The sequence below is a fragment of the Shinella yambaruensis genome (assembly GCF_050859155.1).
GTDB classification, from domain to species: Bacteria; Pseudomonadota; Alphaproteobacteria; order Rhizobiales; family Rhizobiaceae; genus Shinella; species Shinella yambaruensis.
On the sequence record NZ_CP150638.1, the window covers coordinates 599062 to 616571 of the forward strand.

Below are 17510 nucleotides of genomic sequence, written 5' to 3' on the forward strand. Positions count from 1 at the left end.
AAAAGCGTTCTTCCGTTCGGGGGGCGTCGACCGAGCCCATCCCCGATTGGAAGAGGGCGTCGCAAGACATGGCGTCCTCCCCAACCAGCAGATGAAACCTGCAATAAGTGGGGGCTCTGTAGCACAGCGCGGCCATGGATTTCAATGCACCTCTTTTTGCGCGATTTTGCGTTTTTCGCTCTTGCACCTCTAGTCGCTAGAGGTCGTAGAACCTCTTCACGAGACGAAAGAGGAATCTACGATGTCCGATGTGAAAGAGACCCGGTTCCGGGTGGGCGGCATGGATTGCGCCTCCTGCGCCAGCAAGATCGACACGGCGGTGCGCCGCATGCCGGGGGTTGCGGAGGTTTCCGTTTCCGTCACCGCCGGCACCATGCGCGTGCAGCACGATGCGACCAGCGACCTGGAGGCGATCCGCCGCAAGGTTTCCGGGCTCGGCTATTCGGTGACGCCGGCTGCGGGGGGCGCGGAAAAGCCCGCGGCAAAACATGTGCACGGCCCCGGCTGCAACCACGACCATGGCCACGGGCATGACCATGGACATGGCCACAAGCACGATCATGGCCATGCGCACGATCACGACCATGATCGTGCCGGTCACGACCACACGCCGAAGGCGGCGGCCGTCGAGGGGCTGCATGGCCACGACCATGGTCCCTCCGAAGGGCCGTGGTGGAAGGGCAGGAAGGGGCGGCTGACCATCCTTGCCGGCGCGGCGCTGGTCCTCGCCTACGGCATCGGCCATCTCTTCCCGGCCATCGAGACCTATGCCTTCGTCATCGCCATGTTCGTCGGCCTCGTGCCGATCGCCCGGCGCGCCATCATGGCCGCGCTGGCCGGCACGCCGTTTTCCATCGAGATGCTGATGACCATCGCCGCCGTCGGTGCGGTGATCATCAACGCGACCGAGGAGGCCGCCGCCGTGGTCTTCCTCTTCCTCGTCGGCGAACTGCTGGAGGGCGTCGCCGCCGGCAAGGCGCGGGACAGCATCCGCTCGCTCTCCGCCCTCGTGCCGAAGACCGCGCTTCTGGAAGAAGGCGGCCGGACGACGGAGGTGCCGGCCGAGGGGCTGGCCGTCGGCGCGGTCATTCTCGTGCGCCCCGGCGACCGCATTTCCGCCGACGGCACGATCATCGACGGCGAGAGCGCCATCGACGAGGCGCCCGTGACCGGGGAAAGCACGCCGGTGCGCAAGGAGGTCGGCGACACCGTCTTCGCCGGCACGGTGAACGGCGAAGCGGCCCTGCGGGTGCGCGTCACCGCGGCGGCGGCGGACAACACCATCGCCCGCGTCGTCAAGCTGGTCGAGGAGGCCCAGGAATCCAAGGCCCCGACCGAGCGCTTCATCGACCGCTTCTCTAGATATTACACGCCCGGCGTCGTGGTGGTCGCCGCGCTCGTCGCGATCATCCCGCCGCTCTTCTTCGGCGGCGTGTGGAGCGAGTGGGTCTACAAGGGCCTTGCCGTGCTGCTGATCGGCTGCCCCTGCGCGCTGGTCATCTCGACGCCGGCGGCGATCGCCGCCGCGCTCTCCGCCGGCGCCCGCCGCGGCCTCCTGATGAAGGGCGGTGCAGTGCTGGAAGGCCTCGGCAAGCTCACCGCCATCGCCTTCGACAAGACCGGCACGCTGACCGAGGGCAAGCCGAAGGTCACCGACATCGTCGCCTTCTCGGCTTCGTCCGGCGAGGTGCTGCGCCTTGCCGCCGCGCTGGAGGCCGGCTCCAGCCATCCGCTGGCGCTCGCCATTCTCGGCAAGGCGGCGGAAGAGGGCATCGTGCCGCCGGTCGCAGGCGGCGCGCGGGCGCTCGGCGGCAAGGGTGTTGCCGCCACCGTCGAGGGCAGGGAGGTCTTCCTCGGCTCGCCCAGGGCCGTCGCCGAGACGGTGACGCTTTCCGACGAGGTGAAGGCCGCCACCGCCGCGCTCAACGACGACGGCAAGACCGTCTCCATGCTGGTGGTCGACGGCGTGCTCGCCGGCGCCGTCGCCATGCGCGACGAGCCGCGCCCCGACGCGGCCGCCGGCCTCAAGGCACTGAAGGACGCCGGTATCCGGACGGTCATGCTGACCGGCGACAATGCCCGCACGGCAAAGGCCGTCGGCGCGGAACTCGGCATCGAGGTGCGCGCCGAGCTGATGCCCGAGGACAAGCAGCGCATCGTCGGCGAGTTGCAGCGCGAAGGCTATGTCGTCGGCAAGATCGGCGACGGCATCAACGACGCCCCGGCGCTCGCCGCCGCCAATGTCGGCATCGCCATGGGCGGGGGCACCGACGTGGCGCTGGAGACGGCCGATGCCGCCATCCTGCACGGCCGCGTCGGCGACGTCGCGCTGATGACGGACCTGTCGCAGCGCACCATGCGCAACATCGTCCAGAACATCGCCCTCTCGCTCGCCCTCAAGGGCGTGTTCCTGGTGACGACCGTGGTCGGCATCACCGGCCTCTGGCCGGCGATCCTCGCCGATACCGGCGCCACCGTGCTCGTCACGCTGAATGCGCTCCGTCTCCTGAGGCCGATCAGGGGATGAGGCGCCGGGCGCTCCTTGCCCTTGCCGCAGGTCTTGCCGCGATCGTCGCCGTGACGGTTGCGGCGAGGGCGCCGTCCGGCGAGGCGGCAAAACGGCGTGTCTTCGAACTTGAGACCGTCGACGGCCAGCCCTTCCGCTCCGCCGATCTGGCCGGAAAACCCTATCTGGCCTTCTTCGGCTTCACCCATTGCCCGGATGTCTGCCCGACCGCGCTCTTCGAACTGTCGGGTCTCTTGCATGATATCGGCCCGGCGGCGGATCGCATCACGCCGCTCTTCATCTCCATCGATCCCGAGCGCGACACGGCGGATCTCCTGAAGCTCTACATGACGTCCTTCGATCCGCGCATCATCGCGCTTCGCGGCGACGCGGCCCAGACGAAGGCGGCGGCGGATGCCTTCTCGGCCTTCTACAGGAAGGTGCCGACCGCCTCGGACAGCTACACGATGGAGCACACCGCCGGCCTCTTCCTCATCCGTGCGGACGGCCGGCTGCAGGGCATGCTGGACATGCACGAGCCGCGCGAGACCCAGCTTCGGAAGCTGAGGCTGCTTGCGGGCGCCTGAACGCGCTCAGTCGTGATCGTCGTGGCAGAGGTCATGGTTGGCGAGCGCCCGGATGACATAGCAGTCGCTGATCTGGTCGGAATGGCAATGGCTGGTGATGCGCTCCAGCTCGGCCTCCAGCTTGCGCAGCCGGGCGATCTTGCGCCGCACGGTGGCGAGCTGTTCGGCGGCGATGCGGTCGGCATCGCGGCAGGGGCGTTCGGGGTGCTGGCTGAGGTCGATCAGCTCGCGGATGGCGTCGATGGTGAGGCCGAGATCGCGCGCGTGGCGGATGAAGGCAAGGCGCTCGCGCTCCTTGCTGGAATAGCGCCGCTGGTTGCCTTCCGAGCGCTCGGCATGGGAGAGCAGGCCCATCTGCTCGTAGTAGCGGATGGTCGGAACCTTGACGCCCGTGGCCTTGGAAAGATCGCCGATCGTCAGCATCGCCTCTGCCTCATCGAATGTGCCCGTCGAATGTATCTTCGCCACAGATGTGCCGGGATTGTGGGCAAATCAAGTCTTCTTTGCCGCCTGCCCGGTGCCGCGCGCCGGAAAGGGGCTGCTGACGATTTGTTGTTCGCCGCGTGATCGCCGTGCGAGGAAAATCGCCGGACGAGGCCTTGATGCGCAGGCGGCTTGAGGTTTTATGCTCGCCCGCAGCGGCGGGTGCCTTGGATTCGGTGCTTGCCGGGGCATGATGCCGCGCTGGAGCCGGTCGAGGCCACAAGATTAACGAAGTTCTAAGCAATCGCTTGGAATCTGTACCCCGAGATGCGCCGCCCTCGAACCGGCGCGCCCGGACCTCCAACAACCGAAAACGACCCATGTTTGCGCTTCGCCATCGTCTTTCCCGAGAAACCGCCCGCCTGCGCCTGCCGCTTCTGGCGCGGCTTGCCGCCGCCGCCGTCGCCGGCGGCCTGCTTGCCGGCTGCATGGCCATGGATGTCGCCTCGCTGGCCGAGGCGCCGCAGCTCTCCAACAAGGTGAAGGCGGAGATGGCGAAGAAGAAGATGCGGCCGGAAAGCCCCGTGCTGGTACGCATCTTCAAGCAGGAAAGCGAGCTGGAGGTCTGGAAGGTCGATGCGAGCGGCCAGTATGCGCTGTTCAAGACCTATCCGATGTGCCGCTGGTCCGGCAAGCTCGGCCCGAAGAAGAAGAGCGGCGACCGCCAGGCGCCGGAAGGCTTCTACCATGTCTCGGCCGGCATGCTGAACCCGAACTCGCAATATTACGTCTCCTTCAACCTCGGTTATCCGAACAGGCTGGAATCGGCGCTCGGCTATACCGGCGAGGCGCTGATGGTGCATGGCGCCTGCTCCTCCTCCGGCTGCTACGCGATGACCGACCAGGGCGTCGGCGAGATCTACGCCATCGTGCAGCGGGCGCTGGAGGGCGGGCAGCAGCGCTTCCAGGTGCAGGCCTATCCCTTCCGCATGACGACGCAGAACATGGCCAAGCACCGCGGCGATCCGAACATGCCGTTCTGGCGCACGCTAAAGGAGGGCTACGATGCCTTCGCCTTCACGCGCAAACAGCCGAAGGTCTCCGTCTGCGGCGGCCGCTACGTCTTCAACAAGGAGTTCGACGGCGGCGAGCCGAGCGATCCGCTGGCGCAATGCCCGGCGGCACTGAGCGAGCCGGCGACCGATCTCGTCGCCAAGCTCGGCGCGGAACAGAAGAAGCTGGAGGCGGCGCTCGCCACCACCACGACGGTGTCGAGCTTTGCCTATATGGACGGCGGCATGCATCCGAGCTTCCGCACGCTCCTGAAGCAGCAGGGTGCGAAGGGCCTGGCGGCCCGCATCTCGCGCACGAAATATCCGGTCAGCCGGCCCGAAGCCGCGCTGGCCGATCCCTATGACGATTGACGCGAGGACATGCATTGACTGGTGAAAGCGTAAGCCGCCGATCCTTCCTGCTTGGCGGGGCAGGATTGGCAACCACCGTTCTGGCCGGCTGCACGACGCCGGTGCGCGAGCGGGTCGCCGTCGAGCCCGAACCGGTCGATACCAGCATCTACGCCGCCATGTACGGGCCGAAGCCGGACGAGCAGTTCCCGCTGCCGGCCATTCCCTACCAGAAGATCGACCGGCGCTTCTATCGCCAGATGGTGCCGAACCCGACCGGCGAGCGCCCCGGCGTGATCGTCGTCGATACGGCGAACCACTTCCTCTACCTCACCTACGAGGACGGACAGGCCATGCGCTATGGCGTCGGCCTCGGCCGCGCCGGCTTCGAATGGGCCGGCCGGGGCGTCATCCAGTACAAGCGGCAATGGCCGCGCTGGACCCCGCCGGACGAGATGGTCGCCCGCCAGCCGGAGCTGGAGCCCTACAGCATCGCGAACGGCGGCATGGAGCCGGGCCTGAAGAACCCGCTCGGTGCCCGCGCGCTCTACATCTTCCAGAACAACGAAGACACGCTCTACCGCATCCACGGGTCTCCGGAATGGTGGACGATCGGCAAGTCCGTCTCCTCCGGCTGCGTGCGCATGCTGAACCAGGACGTCATCGATCTCTACGACCGCGTGCAGAACGGCACGCCCATTCTGGTGCTGGGTGCTGCCGCCGTTGCCGCGGCCTATTGACTGCATACGATTTTCGCGCCTTATTGCGTACAATATTTGACCTGCCTGCAACCGGGCGGGTCAGGTCGTATGCAGATGGAGACGCGATGCCATGGCCGAGATCGAGACTCTTTTCACCCGTGCGACGCTGTCGGACGGTTCGCTGAACGATATCGGCGTTGCCGGCGGCCGCATCGTCGCCATCCAGCCGGCGGGCACGCTTGCGGCCGCGGCCCGGCAGGTGGACATTGCCGGCGCGTTGCTGGTGCCGGCCTTCGTCGAGGGGCATATCCACCTCGATACCAGCTTCTACGGCGACAAATGGATCCCGCACAAACCCTGCACCAACGGCTTTGACGTCCACGAGCGCGTCGCCTTCCAGGCTCAGAACATGGCAGAGGCCGCGCCGATGGACGAGCGCGCCCGCAAGCAGCTGGAACTCTGCGTCTCGAACGGCTCCCTCCAGATGCGCAGCCACGTCATGGTGGATGGCTCGGTCGGGCTGAAGTCGCTGGAGACGATCCTCGGCATCCGCGAGGAATACCGCGATATCATCGACATCCAGCTCGTCGCCTTCCCGCAGAGCGGCATCCTGAAAAGCCCCGGCACGCCGGACCTGCTGGACGAGGCGATCGCGCTTGGCGCCGATCTCGTCGGCGGCCTCGATCCGGCGAGCTTCGACCGCGATCTCAAGGGCCATCTCGACGTCGTCTTCGGTGTCGCTGAAAAGCGTGGCGTCGGGGTCGATATCCACCTGCACGATTTCGGTTCGCTGGGCGCCTTCACGGTGGAGGAAATCTGCGCGCGCACCGTGGCGCTCGGCTTGCAGGGCAAGGTGGCGATCAGCCATGCCTATGGCCTCGGCGATCTCGATGCCGACGCCGCCCGCCGCATCGGCGCGAAAATCGCCTCCACGGGCGTCTCGATCATGACCAACGCCCCGGGCGACCACGTCTTCCCGCCGGTTGCGCTGCTGCGCGCGGAAGGCGTCAACGTCTTCGCCGGCAACGATAATATCCGCGATTCCTGGTGGCCCTACGGGGACGGCGACATGCTCGCCCGCGCCATGATGATCGGCTACCGCTCCGGCTTCTACACGGACGATGATCTCGCGGCCGCCTTCGACGTGGTGACCGCCGCGGGCGCGAGGGCCCTCGGCCTCGAAGGCTACGGCATCGCCCTCGGCGCCAGGGCCGATTTCGTGACGCTCGCCGCCGAGCATGTGCCGGAGGCCGTCGTGGCGGTGCCCAAGGGGCGGCGGGTGTTCAAGGCAGGGCGGCTGGTGGCGGAGAACGGGGCGCTGGTGCGGTAGAGCAGGTTTTCGCGCGGGCAGGGGGCGTGGAAGGTGGCCGACCGTTGCCCCGTCTCCTCCGTTCTCCATGTTCGTGTCTGCCGCTGCACACCCCGCTATCCTGTCTCCCAAAATCCGACCGCTCTTCCTGACCCGTCTGCCTTCTGCCGCCCAAATTCCATTGGTTCGTCCACCTCTCCTCGTCATCCTCGGGCTTGACCCGAGGATCCACGCGCCAAACTCAAGGCGCGCCGTGTGGCTTGGATCCTCGGGTCAAGCCCGAGGATGACGAGGAGAGGTGGGCGGGTGAAGATGAGAGCAGAGGCAGGGGGCGGCGATGGAATGCGAAGAGACAAGAAGAGCCTCGCGTAGACCGACCAAGCAAAAGGGCGTGTCCGCTTTCGCCGGCACGCCCTTTCCTTTTTGACGTCCCCGAACCCGCTTACGTGCGCGGCTTCAGGTTCTCGGGATCATAGAGCGGCTTGTAGCCGATGCCGACCACCTCGACCGGGTAGGTCTCGGCGAAATACTCGATCTCGAGCTTGCGGCCTTCCTGGCAATAGGCGTGCGGCAGGTAGGCCAGCGCGATGTTCTTGCCGATCGTCGGACCGAAGGCGATGGAGGTCGTGTAGGAACGACGGCCGAGCTCGTCGACCAGCACCTCGCCGGTTTCCGGGTCGATGACGGGCAGGTTGCCGAGCGGGTAGCGCTTGACGCCGTTCCTGTCGGTATTGTCCGTCATGACGAGCGTGCAGAGCATGGCGGGCTGATGGTCGCGTGCCTTGTATTCCAGGTGCTTCGCCTTGCCGCGGAAATCCGCTTCCTTGACCTTCGGGCGGGCAAGGTCGGCCTCGATGAGGTTGTACTGGGTGAGAAGGTCGGCGTTCTGGAGACGCAGGCTCTTTTCCATGCGGCGCGAATTGGCATAGGTCTCGACGCCGAAGGCCATGACGCCCGTTTCGCGCAGCGCATCCCAGACGGCAAGGCCGTCCTCGTATTTCATGTGCAGCTCCCAGCCCTGCTCGCCAACATAGGAGATGCGGAAGGCGGTGACCGGCTTGCCGGCGATCTCGATCTGCTTGATGGCGGCGAAGGCGAAGTTCTCCAGGTCGAGCCCGGCCGGGTCCGCCACCACCTTCTTCAGCGTCTCGCGGGCGTTCGGGCCCCAGATGCCGATGGTGATGAACTTCTCCGAGACGTCGGTGATGGTGACGTCGAGCCCGCGGTCTTCAGCGACGCGCTTCATGTAATGGAAGTCGCGCGGGCCGGCATCGGCGCCGTTGACGAGGCGGCAGCGGTCGGCCATGCGGAAGACGGTGAAGTCGGCGCGCACCATGCCCTCGTCGTCGAGGAAGTGGGTGTAGATGCCCTTGCCGATATTCGCGTCGCCGCCGATCTTGGCCGCGCAGAGCCATTCCAGCAGTTCGACATGGTCAGGCCCTTCGATGTCGACCATGTGGAAATGCGACAGGTTGACGATGCCGCAATCCTCGCTCATCGCCAGATGCTCGGCATTCGACACGCGCCAGAAATGGCGGCTGTCCCATTCGTTCTCGCGCACCGGCACACGGTCGCCGTACTTTTCCAGCAGGTGCTCGTTGGCCTTGTAGCCATGCGCACGCTCCCAGCCGCCGAGCTCCATGAAGTAGCCGCCGAGCTCCACTTCGCGCTCGTAGAAGGGCGAACGCTTGACGTTGCGGCCGGTGGCATAGGGCTCGCGGGTGTGCACGGCCGGGAAGTAGATCTTCTGGGCAGCCTCGTAGGTACGGCCCTCGATGAACTTTTCCTCCAGCTGGTGCGGGTAGAAGCGGGCATAGTCGATCGAGTTGTGGTCGATCTCGGTGCGTCCGTCCGTCATCCAGTCCGCGATCAGCTTGCCGTAGCCGGGGCCGTCCTTCACCCAGATGGCGACGCAGTACCAGAGGCCGCGCACCTTCTGGCTCTCGCCGCAGGAGGGTCCGCCGGCGGCGGAAACCTGCAGGAGGCCGTTGAACGAGTGGCCTTCGTTATAGCCGAGCTCGCCGAGGATCGGCGTCAGCTCCATGGCCTTTTCGAGCGGCTCGAGGATCTGCTCCATGTCGAGGTCGCGCTGCGAGGGGGAGAGGCGTGCCTCGTGCTTTTCGAGAATGTCGCGCGGATGGCACAGGCGCGGATTGGTGGTCTCGTAATAGCCCCACTCGATCTGGCCGCCCTCGGTGGTCTTCGGATCGCCCGTGTCGCGCATATAGGCGGAATTGCCCTGATCGCGCAGCAGCGGGAAGCCGATCTCCTTGCCGGTGCCTTCGAATTCGTTGTACGGGCCGAAGAAGGTGAGCGGGTGATCGACCGGCATGACCGGCAGGTCCTCGCCGACCATTTCGGCGATCAGGCGGCCCCAGATGCCGGCGCAGACGATGACATGGTCGGCCATGATCGTGCCGCGATGGGTGACGACGCCCTTGATGCGTCCGCCCTCGACGATCAGCGACTGGGCCGGCGTGTTGCCGTAGACCTGCAGCTTGCCGGATCTTTCGGCGGCGTCGACCAGCTTGCCGGCAACCGTCTGCGAGCGCGGGATGACGAGGCCGGCGTCCGGGTCGAACAGGCCGCCCATCACCTGGTCTTCCTCGATCAGCGGGAACTTCTCCTTGATTTCGGCCGGCGAGACATAGTGCGCGCGCGTGCCGAAAGCCCGGGCGGAGGAGAGCTTGCGCTTGATCTCCTCCATCCAGGCATCGTCGCCGGTGCGCGCGACCTCCAGGCCGCCGATGCGGGCGTAGTGGCCCATCTTCTCGTAGAAATCGATCGAATACTGGGTGGTCCAGACCGAAAGATAGTCGTGGCTCGTCGTGTAGCAGAAGTCCGAGGCATGCGCCGTCGAACCGATATCGGTGGGAACGCCCGACTTGTCGATGCCCACGATGTCGTCCCATCCCCGCTCGATGAGATGATGGGCGATCGATGCGCCCACGATGCCACCCAAACCGATGATGACGACCTTCGCCTGTTGCGGAAACTCTGCCATGTGCTGGACCCCGATGAAATGTTGCTGCCGATTTTAGGGCCTGCTTTCCCGCCAGTGCAGCCTGTCTGCGACTCGCCAGCGACCAGTTCCGACAGTCGCCGGAACCGGACCCGTCGCAAGGCCTCACGCCGGCGGCAAGACCCTAGCGGATCGTCGGGCGGGCGCAACGCTTTTCCTCAAGGCTCAGGCGGCTCCGCCCAGTGGTGCGACACCCTCCTTCGCCAGCGCTGTCCTCACCGCCGGCCGCGCCTCTATCCGGCCCGCCAGCGCCTGCAGCGTCTCCGGCGGGGTGATGGCGCACATCGCGGCCCAGCGCGCCATCACGTAGAAGAAGGCGTCCGCGGCCGAAAAGCGCGCGCCGAAGAGATAGTCACCCTCGATGCGCGTGGCGATCCAGCCGAAGCGGCGGGCGAGCGTTTCGGTCAGCCAGGCCTTCTCCTCCTCGTTCTCGGTGAAGAACAGCCGCACGAAGGGCTTCTGCAGCTCCGTCGAGAGGAAGGCGAGCATCTGCAGGTGGCGCGTGCGGCCGAGCGGCCCGTCCGGCACGAGGCCGTCGCCGGCAAGGGCGATCCAGTCGAGCAGCGCGACGTTTTCCGTCAGGAGGAGGCCGTTATCGAGGCGAAGAGCGGGCACGTAGCCGTTCGGATTGACCGCCTCATAGCTGCTGCCGTCCTCCAGCGTGTGCTGGAAGATGTCGACCTTGTGCGGCCGGAAGGAAAGGCCCGCCTCGTGCAGCAGGATATGGGAGGCCTGGCTGCAGGCGGTGGGGGCGTAATAGAAGTCCATGTCGCGTCTCCTCGTGTTCAGATGAGGCGAGTGTGCCGGCGACGGGGCTTGAAGGTCAGAGGCAAACGGGCTGGTTTCGGGGCAAACCGGCCATCGTCAGCCGAGGGTGCGAAGGCGGTTGCGCTGGCGGTACTGTGCCGGCGTGACGCCGACGCGGCGGCGGAAGAGCTTTCGGAAGAAGGTCGGATCGCCGTAGCCCACCGCGACGGCGATGTCCTCGATGGCGTCCGGCCCGGTCTCCAGCATCTGCTTGGCCTCCTCGATGCGCATGGCCTGCACATAGTCCACCGGCGCATAGCCGGTGGCGGCCTTGAACTGGCGCTTGAAGGTGCGCTCCGCCATGCCGGAGCGCGCCACCATGGCGGCCACCGGATTGGGGGCGGCATAGTTGTCGGCAAGCCAGGTCTGCACGTCGGCGATCGCGGCATTGCCGTGCTGGCGCGGCCGGGCCATGGAGGCGAAGGGGAGTTGCCCGTGGCCCCGGTCGCCGATCAGGAAGAGCCGGGCGACGCGCGTCGCTTCCTCGGCTCCGCAGAAACGGCCGATGAGGTAGAGCGCGAGATCCTGCCAGGAGGTGGCGCCGCCGGTGGTGATCAGCCGCCCGGCGCGGCCGCTGTCGCAGAGAATGCGCTCCGGCCGGAAGGTGACCTTCGGATAGTGGTCGCGGAAAAGATCCGCCATGATCCAGTGCGAGGCGGCCTCCGTGCCGTCGAGCAGTCCGGCTTCGGCCAGCAGCACCGCGCCGCTGCAGGCCGAGCAGACCAGCGCCTCCGCCTCGATATGCCGCCGTACCCAGGCGATCTCCCGCCGCCAGCGGCCGGCCGGCGACAGGCCCGGATCGAGATGGATGTCGCAAACGACGACGATATCGGCAAGGCCGCCGGCAAGCCCCTGCTGCGGGGTCACGCTGAGGCCGCTGCCCGTCGCGCGGGTACGGGTCTCTGCGGCGACGAGCACCGGATTGAGGGGACGCAGCGCCTTCGGGCCGCGGCCGGCCTCGCCGAGGATCTCGTGCAGGCCATAGGGTGCCATGGTGCCGCTTTCCGGCAAGGCGAGGATGGCGACGGTGAGGGGGCTGGTCGGCTTCGGACGTGTCGGCATGGCGCAAGATTGGCACATCCGCCCCGAAAGTGTCGAGAACGTCTCTACCGGCCGGGCCAGGAGCCGGCCATGCTCTTCCCCGTTCCACCAACAGGAAGGAGAAGACCATGTCCATCGAACACGGCACCGTCGACATCACCAGAACCTTTGCCGCGCCGGCCGCGGCGGTCTTTGCGGCCTGGTCGCAGCAGGCTGCGCAGGAGGCCTGGGGCGATCCCGGCCCGGACTGGCAGATGCGCTTCGAGCGCTTCGGCTTTGCAGTCGGCGAAAGCGATCTCTGCCGCTTCGGCCCCAAGGGCGGGCCCGTCTATCTCAACGAGAACCGCTATCTGCAGATCCGGCCGCAAGAGCGCATCGCCTATGCCAGCCTGCTCCGGGAGGACGGCACGCTCACCTTCGCCGGCACGGTCGTCGTGGCCCTCGAGGCGGTCCCGGACGGCACGCGCATGCGGCTTGTCGAGCAAGGCACCTATTTCGACGGCCGCGACAAGGCTGAAGACCATCAGGCCGGCTGGCAGGCCATGCTGGAGGCGATGGACCGCTACCTCCGGCAGCAGGCCCACGCGGCGTGAGGTCAAAGATGGGCGTGGTGCGGCGGCGGGTTCTCGTAGTCGTCCACCATGCCGTTCTCGTAGATGACGGGTGCGGCGCTGAGATCCTCTTCGGACACGTCGTCCAGCGTGCCGGCATTGATGCAGTAGAAATGCCCCATGAAGGTTTCATGGTAGCCGCGCGAGAAGGAGCGGACGCCGCAGTTCCCGCAGAAATAATGGTCGACATCGCCGTCCGGCCAGCTCGAATCGGCGGCGCGGTAGGTGAGGAGCCGGCCCTCGCCGGACAGCAGCTTGAAATCCTCGCGCTTCGTGAAGGTCTTCAGCATGCGCGTGCGCCGGCAGAAGGAGCAGTTGCAGCGCCTCAGGCCCTCGTCGAGGTCGAGCAGGCATTCGTAGCGGACGGCGCCGCAATGACAGCTGCCGTGATAGGTCCTTTTCATCGCTCTTCTCCTCCGCTGCGTTCTTGCAGGATGCAGGCGACCAGCCGGTCGAGGCATTCGCCCCAGCCCTCGGCATGGCTGTCGCGGGACTGGATGGTGCCGAACGGCGTCTGGGCGAAGGTCAGCCGGGTCTTGCCGGCAAGGTCCTTGAAGGTCACGGTCACCAGCGTGTCCAGCCCGTCCTCCGCCGTCCAGCGGAAGGTGAAGACGAGGCGGCGGTTTTCCGTGATCTCCCGGTAGACGCCGCCCATCGGGTAGTCGTCGCCGTCCGGCGAGCGGATCACCGCCGACCACACGCCGCCCGGGCGAAAGTCCATGCGCACCGCATGGGCCGTGAAATCCTTCGGCCCCAGCCAGCGGGCAAGGTGCTCCGGCGCGGTCCACAGCTTGAAGACGAGGGCGACGGGCGCCTCGATCAGGCGCTCGATGGCAAGGCCGATGGGCTCTGCGGTTCCGGCTGTGTGTTGCATGGTGGTCGTCCTCCTCAGCTCTTCTTGTCCGGCTCGCCGGCCTGCAATTGCCTGACGTAATCGTCGAGCCGGTCGAAGCTCTGGTCCCAGAAGCGCCGGTAATGGGCGATCCAGCCGTTGGCCTCCTTCAGCGGCCCCGTCTCCAGATGGCAGGGGCGCCACTGGGCGGTGCGGCTGCGGGTGATGAGGCCTGCCGCCTCCAGCACCTTCAAATGCTTCGAAACGGCGGGCAGGCTCATCGCGAAAGGGGCGGCGATCTCGTTCACTGTCGCATCCCCTTCGGAAAGCCGTGCCAGGATCGCCCGGCGAGTCGGGTCCGCAAGGGCGGCGAACGTCATGCTCAGCGGATCGCTCACATCATTTATCCATAAGGTTAATTAACTAATGAGTTTAATAATGCCAACATCCTCATCCGTCAAGCCCTCCCGCGCCTTGACAGGGCAGGGGACGGCTGCGATCGATCGCGACCGCAAGGGGGAAGGACATCCGATGAACGATCATGCGGCATCGCCGCCACAACCGCCCGGCACCGAAGGGCACGGCGTCCCCCTCGGCGAGGCGCTTCGCGTCTGGGTGCGCGTGGCCGCGCTCAGCTTCGGCGGCCCCGCCGGGCAGATCGCCGTGATGCACCGCATCGTCGTCGATGAGAAACGCTGGATCGGCGAGAAGCGCTTCCTCCACGCGCTCAACTACTGCATGCTCCTGCCCGGACCGGAGGCTCAGCAACTCGCCGTCTATATCGGCTGGCTGATGCACCGCACGGCGGGCGGCCTTCTCGCAGGCCTGCTCTTCATCCTGCCCGGCTTCCTGTCGATCCTCGCACTGAGCTATGTCTACGTCCTCTTCGGCGATGCCGGCGTGGTCGAGGGCCTGTTCTTCGGCCTCAAGGCGGCGGTGCTCGCCGTCGTCGTGCAGGCGGTGTTCCGCATCGGCAGCCGCGCGCTCGTCAATCCGGCGATGATCCTTCTGGCCGCCGGCGCCTTCGTCGCCATCTTCGCCTTCAAGGTGCCGTTTCCGCTCATCGTTCTCGTCGCCGCCATTGTCGGCTATCTCGGTTCGCGATCCGGCTCCCGCCTCTTCCGCACGGCAGGCGGCCATGCGGCGTCGGGTGCGCAGGTTTTGCGGGACGAGGATTCGCTGCTCGGCGAGGCGACGCCCGCCCATGCGCGGCCCCATCCCGGCTGGTCGATGAAAGTATCGGCGGCGCTGCTCTGTCTCTGGCTCGGCCCCGTTGCGGCGATCTGGTTCTTCGCCGGCGGCAACGATGTCTTCGCGCAGGTCGGCATCTTCTTCAGCAAGATGGCGGTCGTCACCTTCGGCGGCGCCTATGCGGCGCTTGCCTATGTCGCGCAGGAGGCCGTTCAGCACTATGGCTGGCTGCGGCCCGGCGAAATGCTCGACGGCCTCGGCATGGCCGAGACGACGCCGGGGCCGCTCATCATGGTGCTGCAATTCGTCGGCTTCCTCGCCGCCTATCGCGATCCCGGCAGCCTCAATCCCCTGGTGGCGGCGACGCTCGCGGCGACCCTCACCACCTGGGTCACCTTCGTGCCCTGCTTCCTCTGGATCTTCCTCGGCGCGCCCTTCATCGAAAAACTGCGCGGCAATGCGGCGCTGTCCGGCGCCCTGTCGGCGATCACCGCCGCCGTGGTCGGCGTCATCCTCAACCTGGCGGTCTGGTTCGCCTTGCACACGCTGTTCGGGGAGGTCAGGGTTCTCGCCGCAGGCCCGCTGCGCCTCGAGCTGCCCGATCCGTCGACGCTCATCCTGCCGTCGGCCCTGCTCGCCGCCGCCGCGGCCTACGCCCTGTTCCGTCTCGGGGCCTCGGTGCTGCTGACGCTCGCGCTTTCGGCGCTCGCCGGCATGGCCTGGATGCTGGCGGCGGGCTGAGGGTCAGGAGATCACGTTGCGCACGAAGCGCACGGGCACGGTGCCGGGATTGGCATAGGCATAGGCCTGGTCGGTCGCATAGATGGTGAAGCTGCCCGCGGCGAAATCCCTGGCGACGCCCGAAAGCTCGAGCCGCAGCGTGCCCTCGGTCACGAACAGCATTTCGTGCCAGCCGGTCGGGTCGGGTTCGGCCGCATAGCGCTCGCCGGGGCCGAGCGACCAGAGCCACATCTGCGCCTCCGCCGTCGCCGGCGCCGTGCCGAGCAGCACGGCGGTGCTTTGCGCATCGCTTCCCCGCCAGGTCACCTCGTTGATCTCCGCCGAGGGTGCGCGGGCCGGATCGCGCACGAGATCGACGAAGCGCACGCCCATGGCGGCGGCCAGCTTGTCGAGGCTCGACAGGCTGATATTGGCATCGCCCCCCTCGACCGCCACGATCATGCGCCGGCTGATGCCGGAGGCCTGCGCCAGCGCCGCCTGGCTGAGCCCGGCCGCCTGGCGAAGGCGGCGCAGGTTGCCGGAGACATGGGCGAGCACGTCGCCCCGTTCTTGACCCTGCAGATTGTCGCTCATGTCGTTCCGTCATCGAAAGGGCGGCGCTGCCGCGGGACGCCTTCTTAGAGCAAGTCCGGCAAAAGTGCGAAGCGCTTTTGCTGTGGAGATTTGCAAAGGACCGGGTATGGCAAGGGTAGGCATTTTTGACGCCCCGGACAGCGAAATGGGCCTCTTTCGTCCGGTTTTGCCGTGGCGCACGCCAAAAGATCGTATTTTTTGCAGAAAACAGCCTCGCATTCGCCCTCTGAGCCGCGTGCAACCTTAACAGAAGATGACCAGACCCATGCGCCGTTTGCATGGGTGACGTGCCAGCTTAGCGCTGTTCCGCATTGCAACATAAGCCTATAAGACGGTCATCGAAAGACGCGGCGCCACGGACCGGTGCCGAACAGAGAGCCTCCGGAAAGGGGATCATCATGAACATGGCACGTTCCTTCAGCAATTGGCGCAAGTACCGTCAGACCGTCAACGAACTCGACCGCATGACCGCCCGCGAACTGCGCGATCTCGGCATCGAGCGTTCGGAGATCAAGGCCGTCGCGCGCGCGGCCGTCGGCTTCTGAACGACACGCCGCCAACCGGCAGAATTCGAAGACACCCGCCTCCGGCGGGTGTTTTTGCGTGTGCGAAGAGAATCCGGCACGAGCCGGCGGCCTGGCGATATTGAGACATACGCTACGCGCATAACGCATAGCTGCCTTGCAAAACGATGCCTATCAAATAATCAAGAATCAGCTATAGTCATACTTATCGAAGCAACGTACCTCCTCCCACGAAGCTTCGATGATTGCAGAAGGTCCACTCCTCCTCCCAGGGCCGACTGCGGGAATGGCGGCACTCCTCCTCCCAGTCGCCATTCGGTTCTATCGGAAAGCCTGCCGCACCTCCTCCCGCGGCAGGCTTTTCCATTTCCGGACCCTGTTTTCTTCCTTATGAAAAAGGCCGCGCGATCCGCGGCCCCTGCAAGAAAGAGCAAAGCCTCAGGCGACGTTGCTCAGCCTCTCCGCCCCGGTCGGGCGCAGGGCTGCTGGGATCTGCTGGAGCACTTCCAGCGCAAGCGCCCTCGCATTCTCCTGCGCCTTGTCCAGATTGCTGACGCGCCGGCCGTCCATCGTATAGAGCGTGCCGCCGCAGCCGAAGATGTCGCGGAAGGCCGAGCGTTCGATGATCGGCGTCTGCAGGAGGTGCACGCGGCGGGCGGCGAGCAGGTCCTTGACCGCATGCATGGCGCGCGTCGTCACCATGGAGTTGACGCGGGTGAGCACGACGGAATGGCGGATGCGGATATCGGCCTTGTCTTCCAGATATTGCAGGAGTTCGATGACATTCGCGCCGCCCTGCGCGTCCATGGCGGAACCCTGCACGGGAATGAGCACGTAGTCGGAATGGCCGACGGCCTTGGCGAGCAGCGAACTGCGCGAACCCGGCAGGTCGATCAGCACGAAATCGGCGCGCGCCTTCTCGTCGGCCAGCTGCCGGTCGATCGTGCCCATGGTGACATAGGGCACCACGCAAAGGCGGTTGCCGAGCACGCCCTCGGAATTCTCGTGCCAGCGGGTGATCCAGTGCTGCGGGTCGGCGTCGAGCACCGAGACGCGAAAGCCGAGGCGGGCAAGCTCGGTCGCAAGCAGCAAGACGGCCGTGGTCTTGCCGGCGCCGCCCTTGGTATTGGCGAAGGTGATGACGGGCATGGGGCTCCCCGGAGCGGTTCTTGAGCCGGTCATCGCTCGCAAAGCACCCTCGCATGGTGCTTCGTCATCCTCGCCGGTCATGGTTAATGG

At 66.3% G+C, this 17510-nt stretch carries 17 protein-coding genes; 8 read left to right on the forward strand and 9 right to left on the reverse strand.

Going from position 1 to position 17510, the window contains the following annotated elements; genetic code table 11:
• Positions 1-241: 241 nt before the first annotated feature.
• Both WMC41_RS02870 and WMC41_RS02875 read left to right on the forward strand, forming a co-directional pair.
• Positions 242-2527: a heavy metal translocating P-type ATPase gene (locus tag WMC41_RS02870; protein WP_432346974.1), complete on the forward strand. Its 2286-nt coding sequence runs from the start codon at positions 242-244 to the stop codon at positions 2525-2527.
• Positions 2524-3093, forward strand: a complete 570-nt coding sequence (locus tag WMC41_RS02875) for an SCO family protein (RefSeq protein WP_432346975.1) — start codon at positions 2524-2526, stop codon at positions 3091-3093. Before WMC41_RS02870 ends, WMC41_RS02875 begins: the two co-directional genes overlap by 4 nt.
• 6 nt (positions 3094-3099) lie before the next feature.
• On the opposite strand, the gene WMC41_RS02880 is transcribed toward WMC41_RS02875, so the two are convergent.
• A complete protein-coding gene (locus WMC41_RS02880) occupies positions 3100-3516 on the reverse strand; it encodes a MerR family transcriptional regulator (protein WP_432346976.1) in 417 nt (138 codons plus the stop codon).
• Positions 3517-3896: 380 nt separating this feature from the next.
• Between WMC41_RS02880 and WMC41_RS02885 the strand changes: the two genes are divergently transcribed.
• The 3 genes from WMC41_RS02885 to WMC41_RS02895 all read left to right on the forward strand — a co-directional run bounded on the left by WMC41_RS02885 (position 3897) and on the right by WMC41_RS02895 (position 6950).
• Positions 3897-4940: a L,D-transpeptidase family protein gene (locus tag WMC41_RS02885; protein ID WP_398432391.1), complete on the forward strand. Its 1044-nt coding sequence runs from the start codon at positions 3897-3899 to the stop codon at positions 4938-4940.
• A gap of 65 nt (positions 4941-5005) precedes the next feature.
• Complete coding sequence (locus WMC41_RS02890) at positions 5006-5659, forward strand: L,D-transpeptidase (RefSeq protein ID WP_432346977.1); 654 nt, start codon at positions 5006-5008, stop codon at positions 5657-5659.
• 91 nt (positions 5660-5750) lie between these two features.
• Positions 5751-6950: an amidohydrolase family protein gene (locus WMC41_RS02895; RefSeq protein ID WP_432346978.1), complete on the forward strand. Its 1200-nt coding sequence runs from the start codon at positions 5751-5753 to the stop codon at positions 6948-6950.
• A gap of 421 nt (positions 6951-7371) precedes the next feature.
• Here WMC41_RS02895 and WMC41_RS02900 read toward each other — a convergent pair whose 3' ends face one another.
• From WMC41_RS02900 to WMC41_RS02910, 3 genes are all read right to left on the reverse strand, one after another.
• Positions 7372-9933, reverse strand: a complete 2562-nt coding sequence (locus WMC41_RS02900; protein WP_432346979.1) for a GcvT family protein — start codon at positions 9931-9933, stop codon at positions 7372-7374.
• A 183-nt stretch (positions 9934-10116) separates the two neighbouring features.
• Positions 10117-10719, reverse strand: coding sequence for a glutathione S-transferase family protein (locus WMC41_RS02905; RefSeq protein ID WP_432346980.1), 603 nt, complete (start codon positions 10717-10719; stop codon positions 10117-10119).
• 96 nt (positions 10720-10815) lie between these two features.
• Positions 10816-11820 (reverse strand): GlxA family transcriptional regulator, encoded by a 1005-nt coding sequence (locus WMC41_RS02910; RefSeq protein WP_432346981.1) that lies wholly within the window; start codon positions 11818-11820, stop codon positions 10816-10818.
• 107 nt (positions 11821-11927) lie between these two features.
• Here WMC41_RS02910 and WMC41_RS02915 point away from each other — a divergent pair, with 107 nt between their 5' ends.
• Positions 11928-12392, forward strand: a complete 465-nt coding sequence (locus WMC41_RS02915) for an SRPBCC domain-containing protein (protein ID WP_432346982.1) — start codon at positions 11928-11930, stop codon at positions 12390-12392.
• 2 nt (positions 12393-12394) lie between these two features.
• On the opposite strand, the gene WMC41_RS02920 is transcribed toward WMC41_RS02915, so the two are convergent.
• From WMC41_RS02920 to WMC41_RS02930, 3 genes are read right to left on the reverse strand one after another with little or no spacing between them, the layout of a single operon-like run.
• Complete coding sequence (locus tag WMC41_RS02920; protein WP_432346983.1) at positions 12395-12814, reverse strand: GFA family protein; 420 nt, start codon at positions 12812-12814, stop codon at positions 12395-12397.
• Positions 12811-13284 carry an SRPBCC family protein gene (locus WMC41_RS02925; RefSeq protein WP_432346984.1) on the reverse strand — a complete coding sequence of 158 codons (474 nt, stop codon included), beginning with the start codon at positions 13282-13284 and terminating at the stop codon, positions 12811-12813. The genes WMC41_RS02920 and WMC41_RS02925 overlap by 4 nt, the downstream gene beginning before the upstream one ends.
• Before the next feature lie 14 nt (positions 13285-13298).
• Positions 13299-13622: an ArsR/SmtB family transcription factor gene (locus tag WMC41_RS02930; protein ID WP_432348240.1), complete on the reverse strand. Its 324-nt coding sequence runs from the start codon at positions 13620-13622 to the stop codon at positions 13299-13301.
• A 151-nt stretch (positions 13623-13773) separates the two neighbouring features.
• Between WMC41_RS02930 and chrA the strand changes: the two genes are divergently transcribed.
• Positions 13774-15174, forward strand: a complete 1401-nt coding sequence (chrA, locus tag WMC41_RS02935) for a chromate efflux transporter (protein WP_432346985.1) — start codon at positions 13774-13776, stop codon at positions 15172-15174.
• 3 nt (positions 15175-15177) lie between these two features.
• Here chrA and WMC41_RS02940 read toward each other — a convergent pair whose 3' ends face one another.
• Positions 15178-15747: a helix-turn-helix domain-containing protein gene (locus WMC41_RS02940; protein ID WP_288080553.1), complete on the reverse strand. Its 570-nt coding sequence runs from the start codon at positions 15745-15747 to the stop codon at positions 15178-15180.
• Between the two features lie 398 nt (positions 15748-16145).
• Here WMC41_RS02940 and WMC41_RS02945 point away from each other — a divergent pair, with 398 nt between their 5' ends.
• Positions 16146-16292 (forward strand): DUF1127 domain-containing protein, encoded by a 147-nt coding sequence (locus tag WMC41_RS02945; RefSeq protein ID WP_244767979.1) that lies wholly within the window; start codon positions 16146-16148, stop codon positions 16290-16292.
• Positions 16293-16709: 417 nt separating this feature from the next.
• On the opposite strand, the gene WMC41_RS02950 is transcribed toward WMC41_RS02945, so the two are convergent.
• Complete coding sequence (locus WMC41_RS02950) at positions 16710-17420, reverse strand: ParA family protein (protein ID WP_244767978.1); 711 nt, start codon at positions 17418-17420, stop codon at positions 16710-16712.
• Positions 17421-17510 lie beyond the last annotated feature (90 nt).

What these genes read in the sequence shown, in the direction of transcription:
- WMC41_RS02870 (WP_432346974.1), top strand. Translation starts at nt 242, where the DNA reads ATGTCCGATGTGAAAGAGACCCGGTTCCGGGTGGGCGGCATGGATTGC.
- WMC41_RS02875 (WP_432346975.1), top strand. Translation starts at nt 2,524, where the DNA reads ATGAGGCGCCGGGCGCTCCTTGCCCTTGCCGCAGGTCTTGCCGCGATC.
- WMC41_RS02880 (WP_432346976.1), bottom strand. Translation starts at nt 3,516, where the DNA reads ATGCTGACGATCGGCGATCTTTCCAAGGCCACGGGCGTCAAGGTTCCG.
- WMC41_RS02885 (WP_398432391.1), top strand. Translation starts at nt 3,897, where the DNA reads ATGTTTGCGCTTCGCCATCGTCTTTCCCGAGAAACCGCCCGCCTGCGC.
- WMC41_RS02895 (WP_432346978.1), top strand. Translation starts at nt 5,751, where the DNA reads ATGGCCGAGATCGAGACTCTTTTCACCCGTGCGACGCTGTCGGACGGT.
- WMC41_RS02900 (WP_432346979.1), bottom strand. Translation starts at nt 9,933, where the DNA reads ATGGCAGAGTTTCCGCAACAGGCGAAGGTCGTCATCATCGGTTTGGGT.
- WMC41_RS02905 (WP_432346980.1), bottom strand. Translation starts at nt 10,719, where the DNA reads ATGGACTTCTATTACGCCCCCACCGCCTGCAGCCAGGCCTCCCATATC.
- WMC41_RS02910 (WP_432346981.1), bottom strand. Translation starts at nt 11,820, where the DNA reads ATGCCGACACGTCCGAAGCCGACCAGCCCCCTCACCGTCGCCATCCTC.
- WMC41_RS02915 (WP_432346982.1), top strand. Translation starts at nt 11,928, where the DNA reads ATGTCCATCGAACACGGCACCGTCGACATCACCAGAACCTTTGCCGCG.
- WMC41_RS02920 (WP_432346983.1), bottom strand. Translation starts at nt 12,814, where the DNA reads ATGAAAAGGACCTATCACGGCAGCTGTCATTGCGGCGCCGTCCGCTAC.
- WMC41_RS02925 (WP_432346984.1), bottom strand. Translation starts at nt 13,284, where the DNA reads ATGCAACACACAGCCGGAACCGCAGAGCCCATCGGCCTTGCCATCGAG.
- WMC41_RS02930 (WP_432348240.1), bottom strand. Translation starts at nt 13,622, where the DNA reads ATGACGTTCGCCGCCCTTGCGGACCCGACTCGCCGGGCGATCCTGGCA.
- chrA (WP_432346985.1), top strand. Translation starts at nt 13,774, where the DNA reads ATGAACGATCATGCGGCATCGCCGCCACAACCGCCCGGCACCGAAGGG.
- WMC41_RS02940 (WP_288080553.1), bottom strand. Translation starts at nt 15,747, where the DNA reads ATGAGCGACAATCTGCAGGGTCAAGAACGGGGCGACGTGCTCGCCCAT.
- WMC41_RS02945 (WP_244767979.1), top strand. Translation starts at nt 16,146, where the DNA reads ATGAACATGGCACGTTCCTTCAGCAATTGGCGCAAGTACCGTCAGACC.
- WMC41_RS02950 (WP_244767978.1), bottom strand. Translation starts at nt 17,420, where the DNA reads ATGCCCGTCATCACCTTCGCCAATACCAAGGGCGGCGCCGGCAAGACC.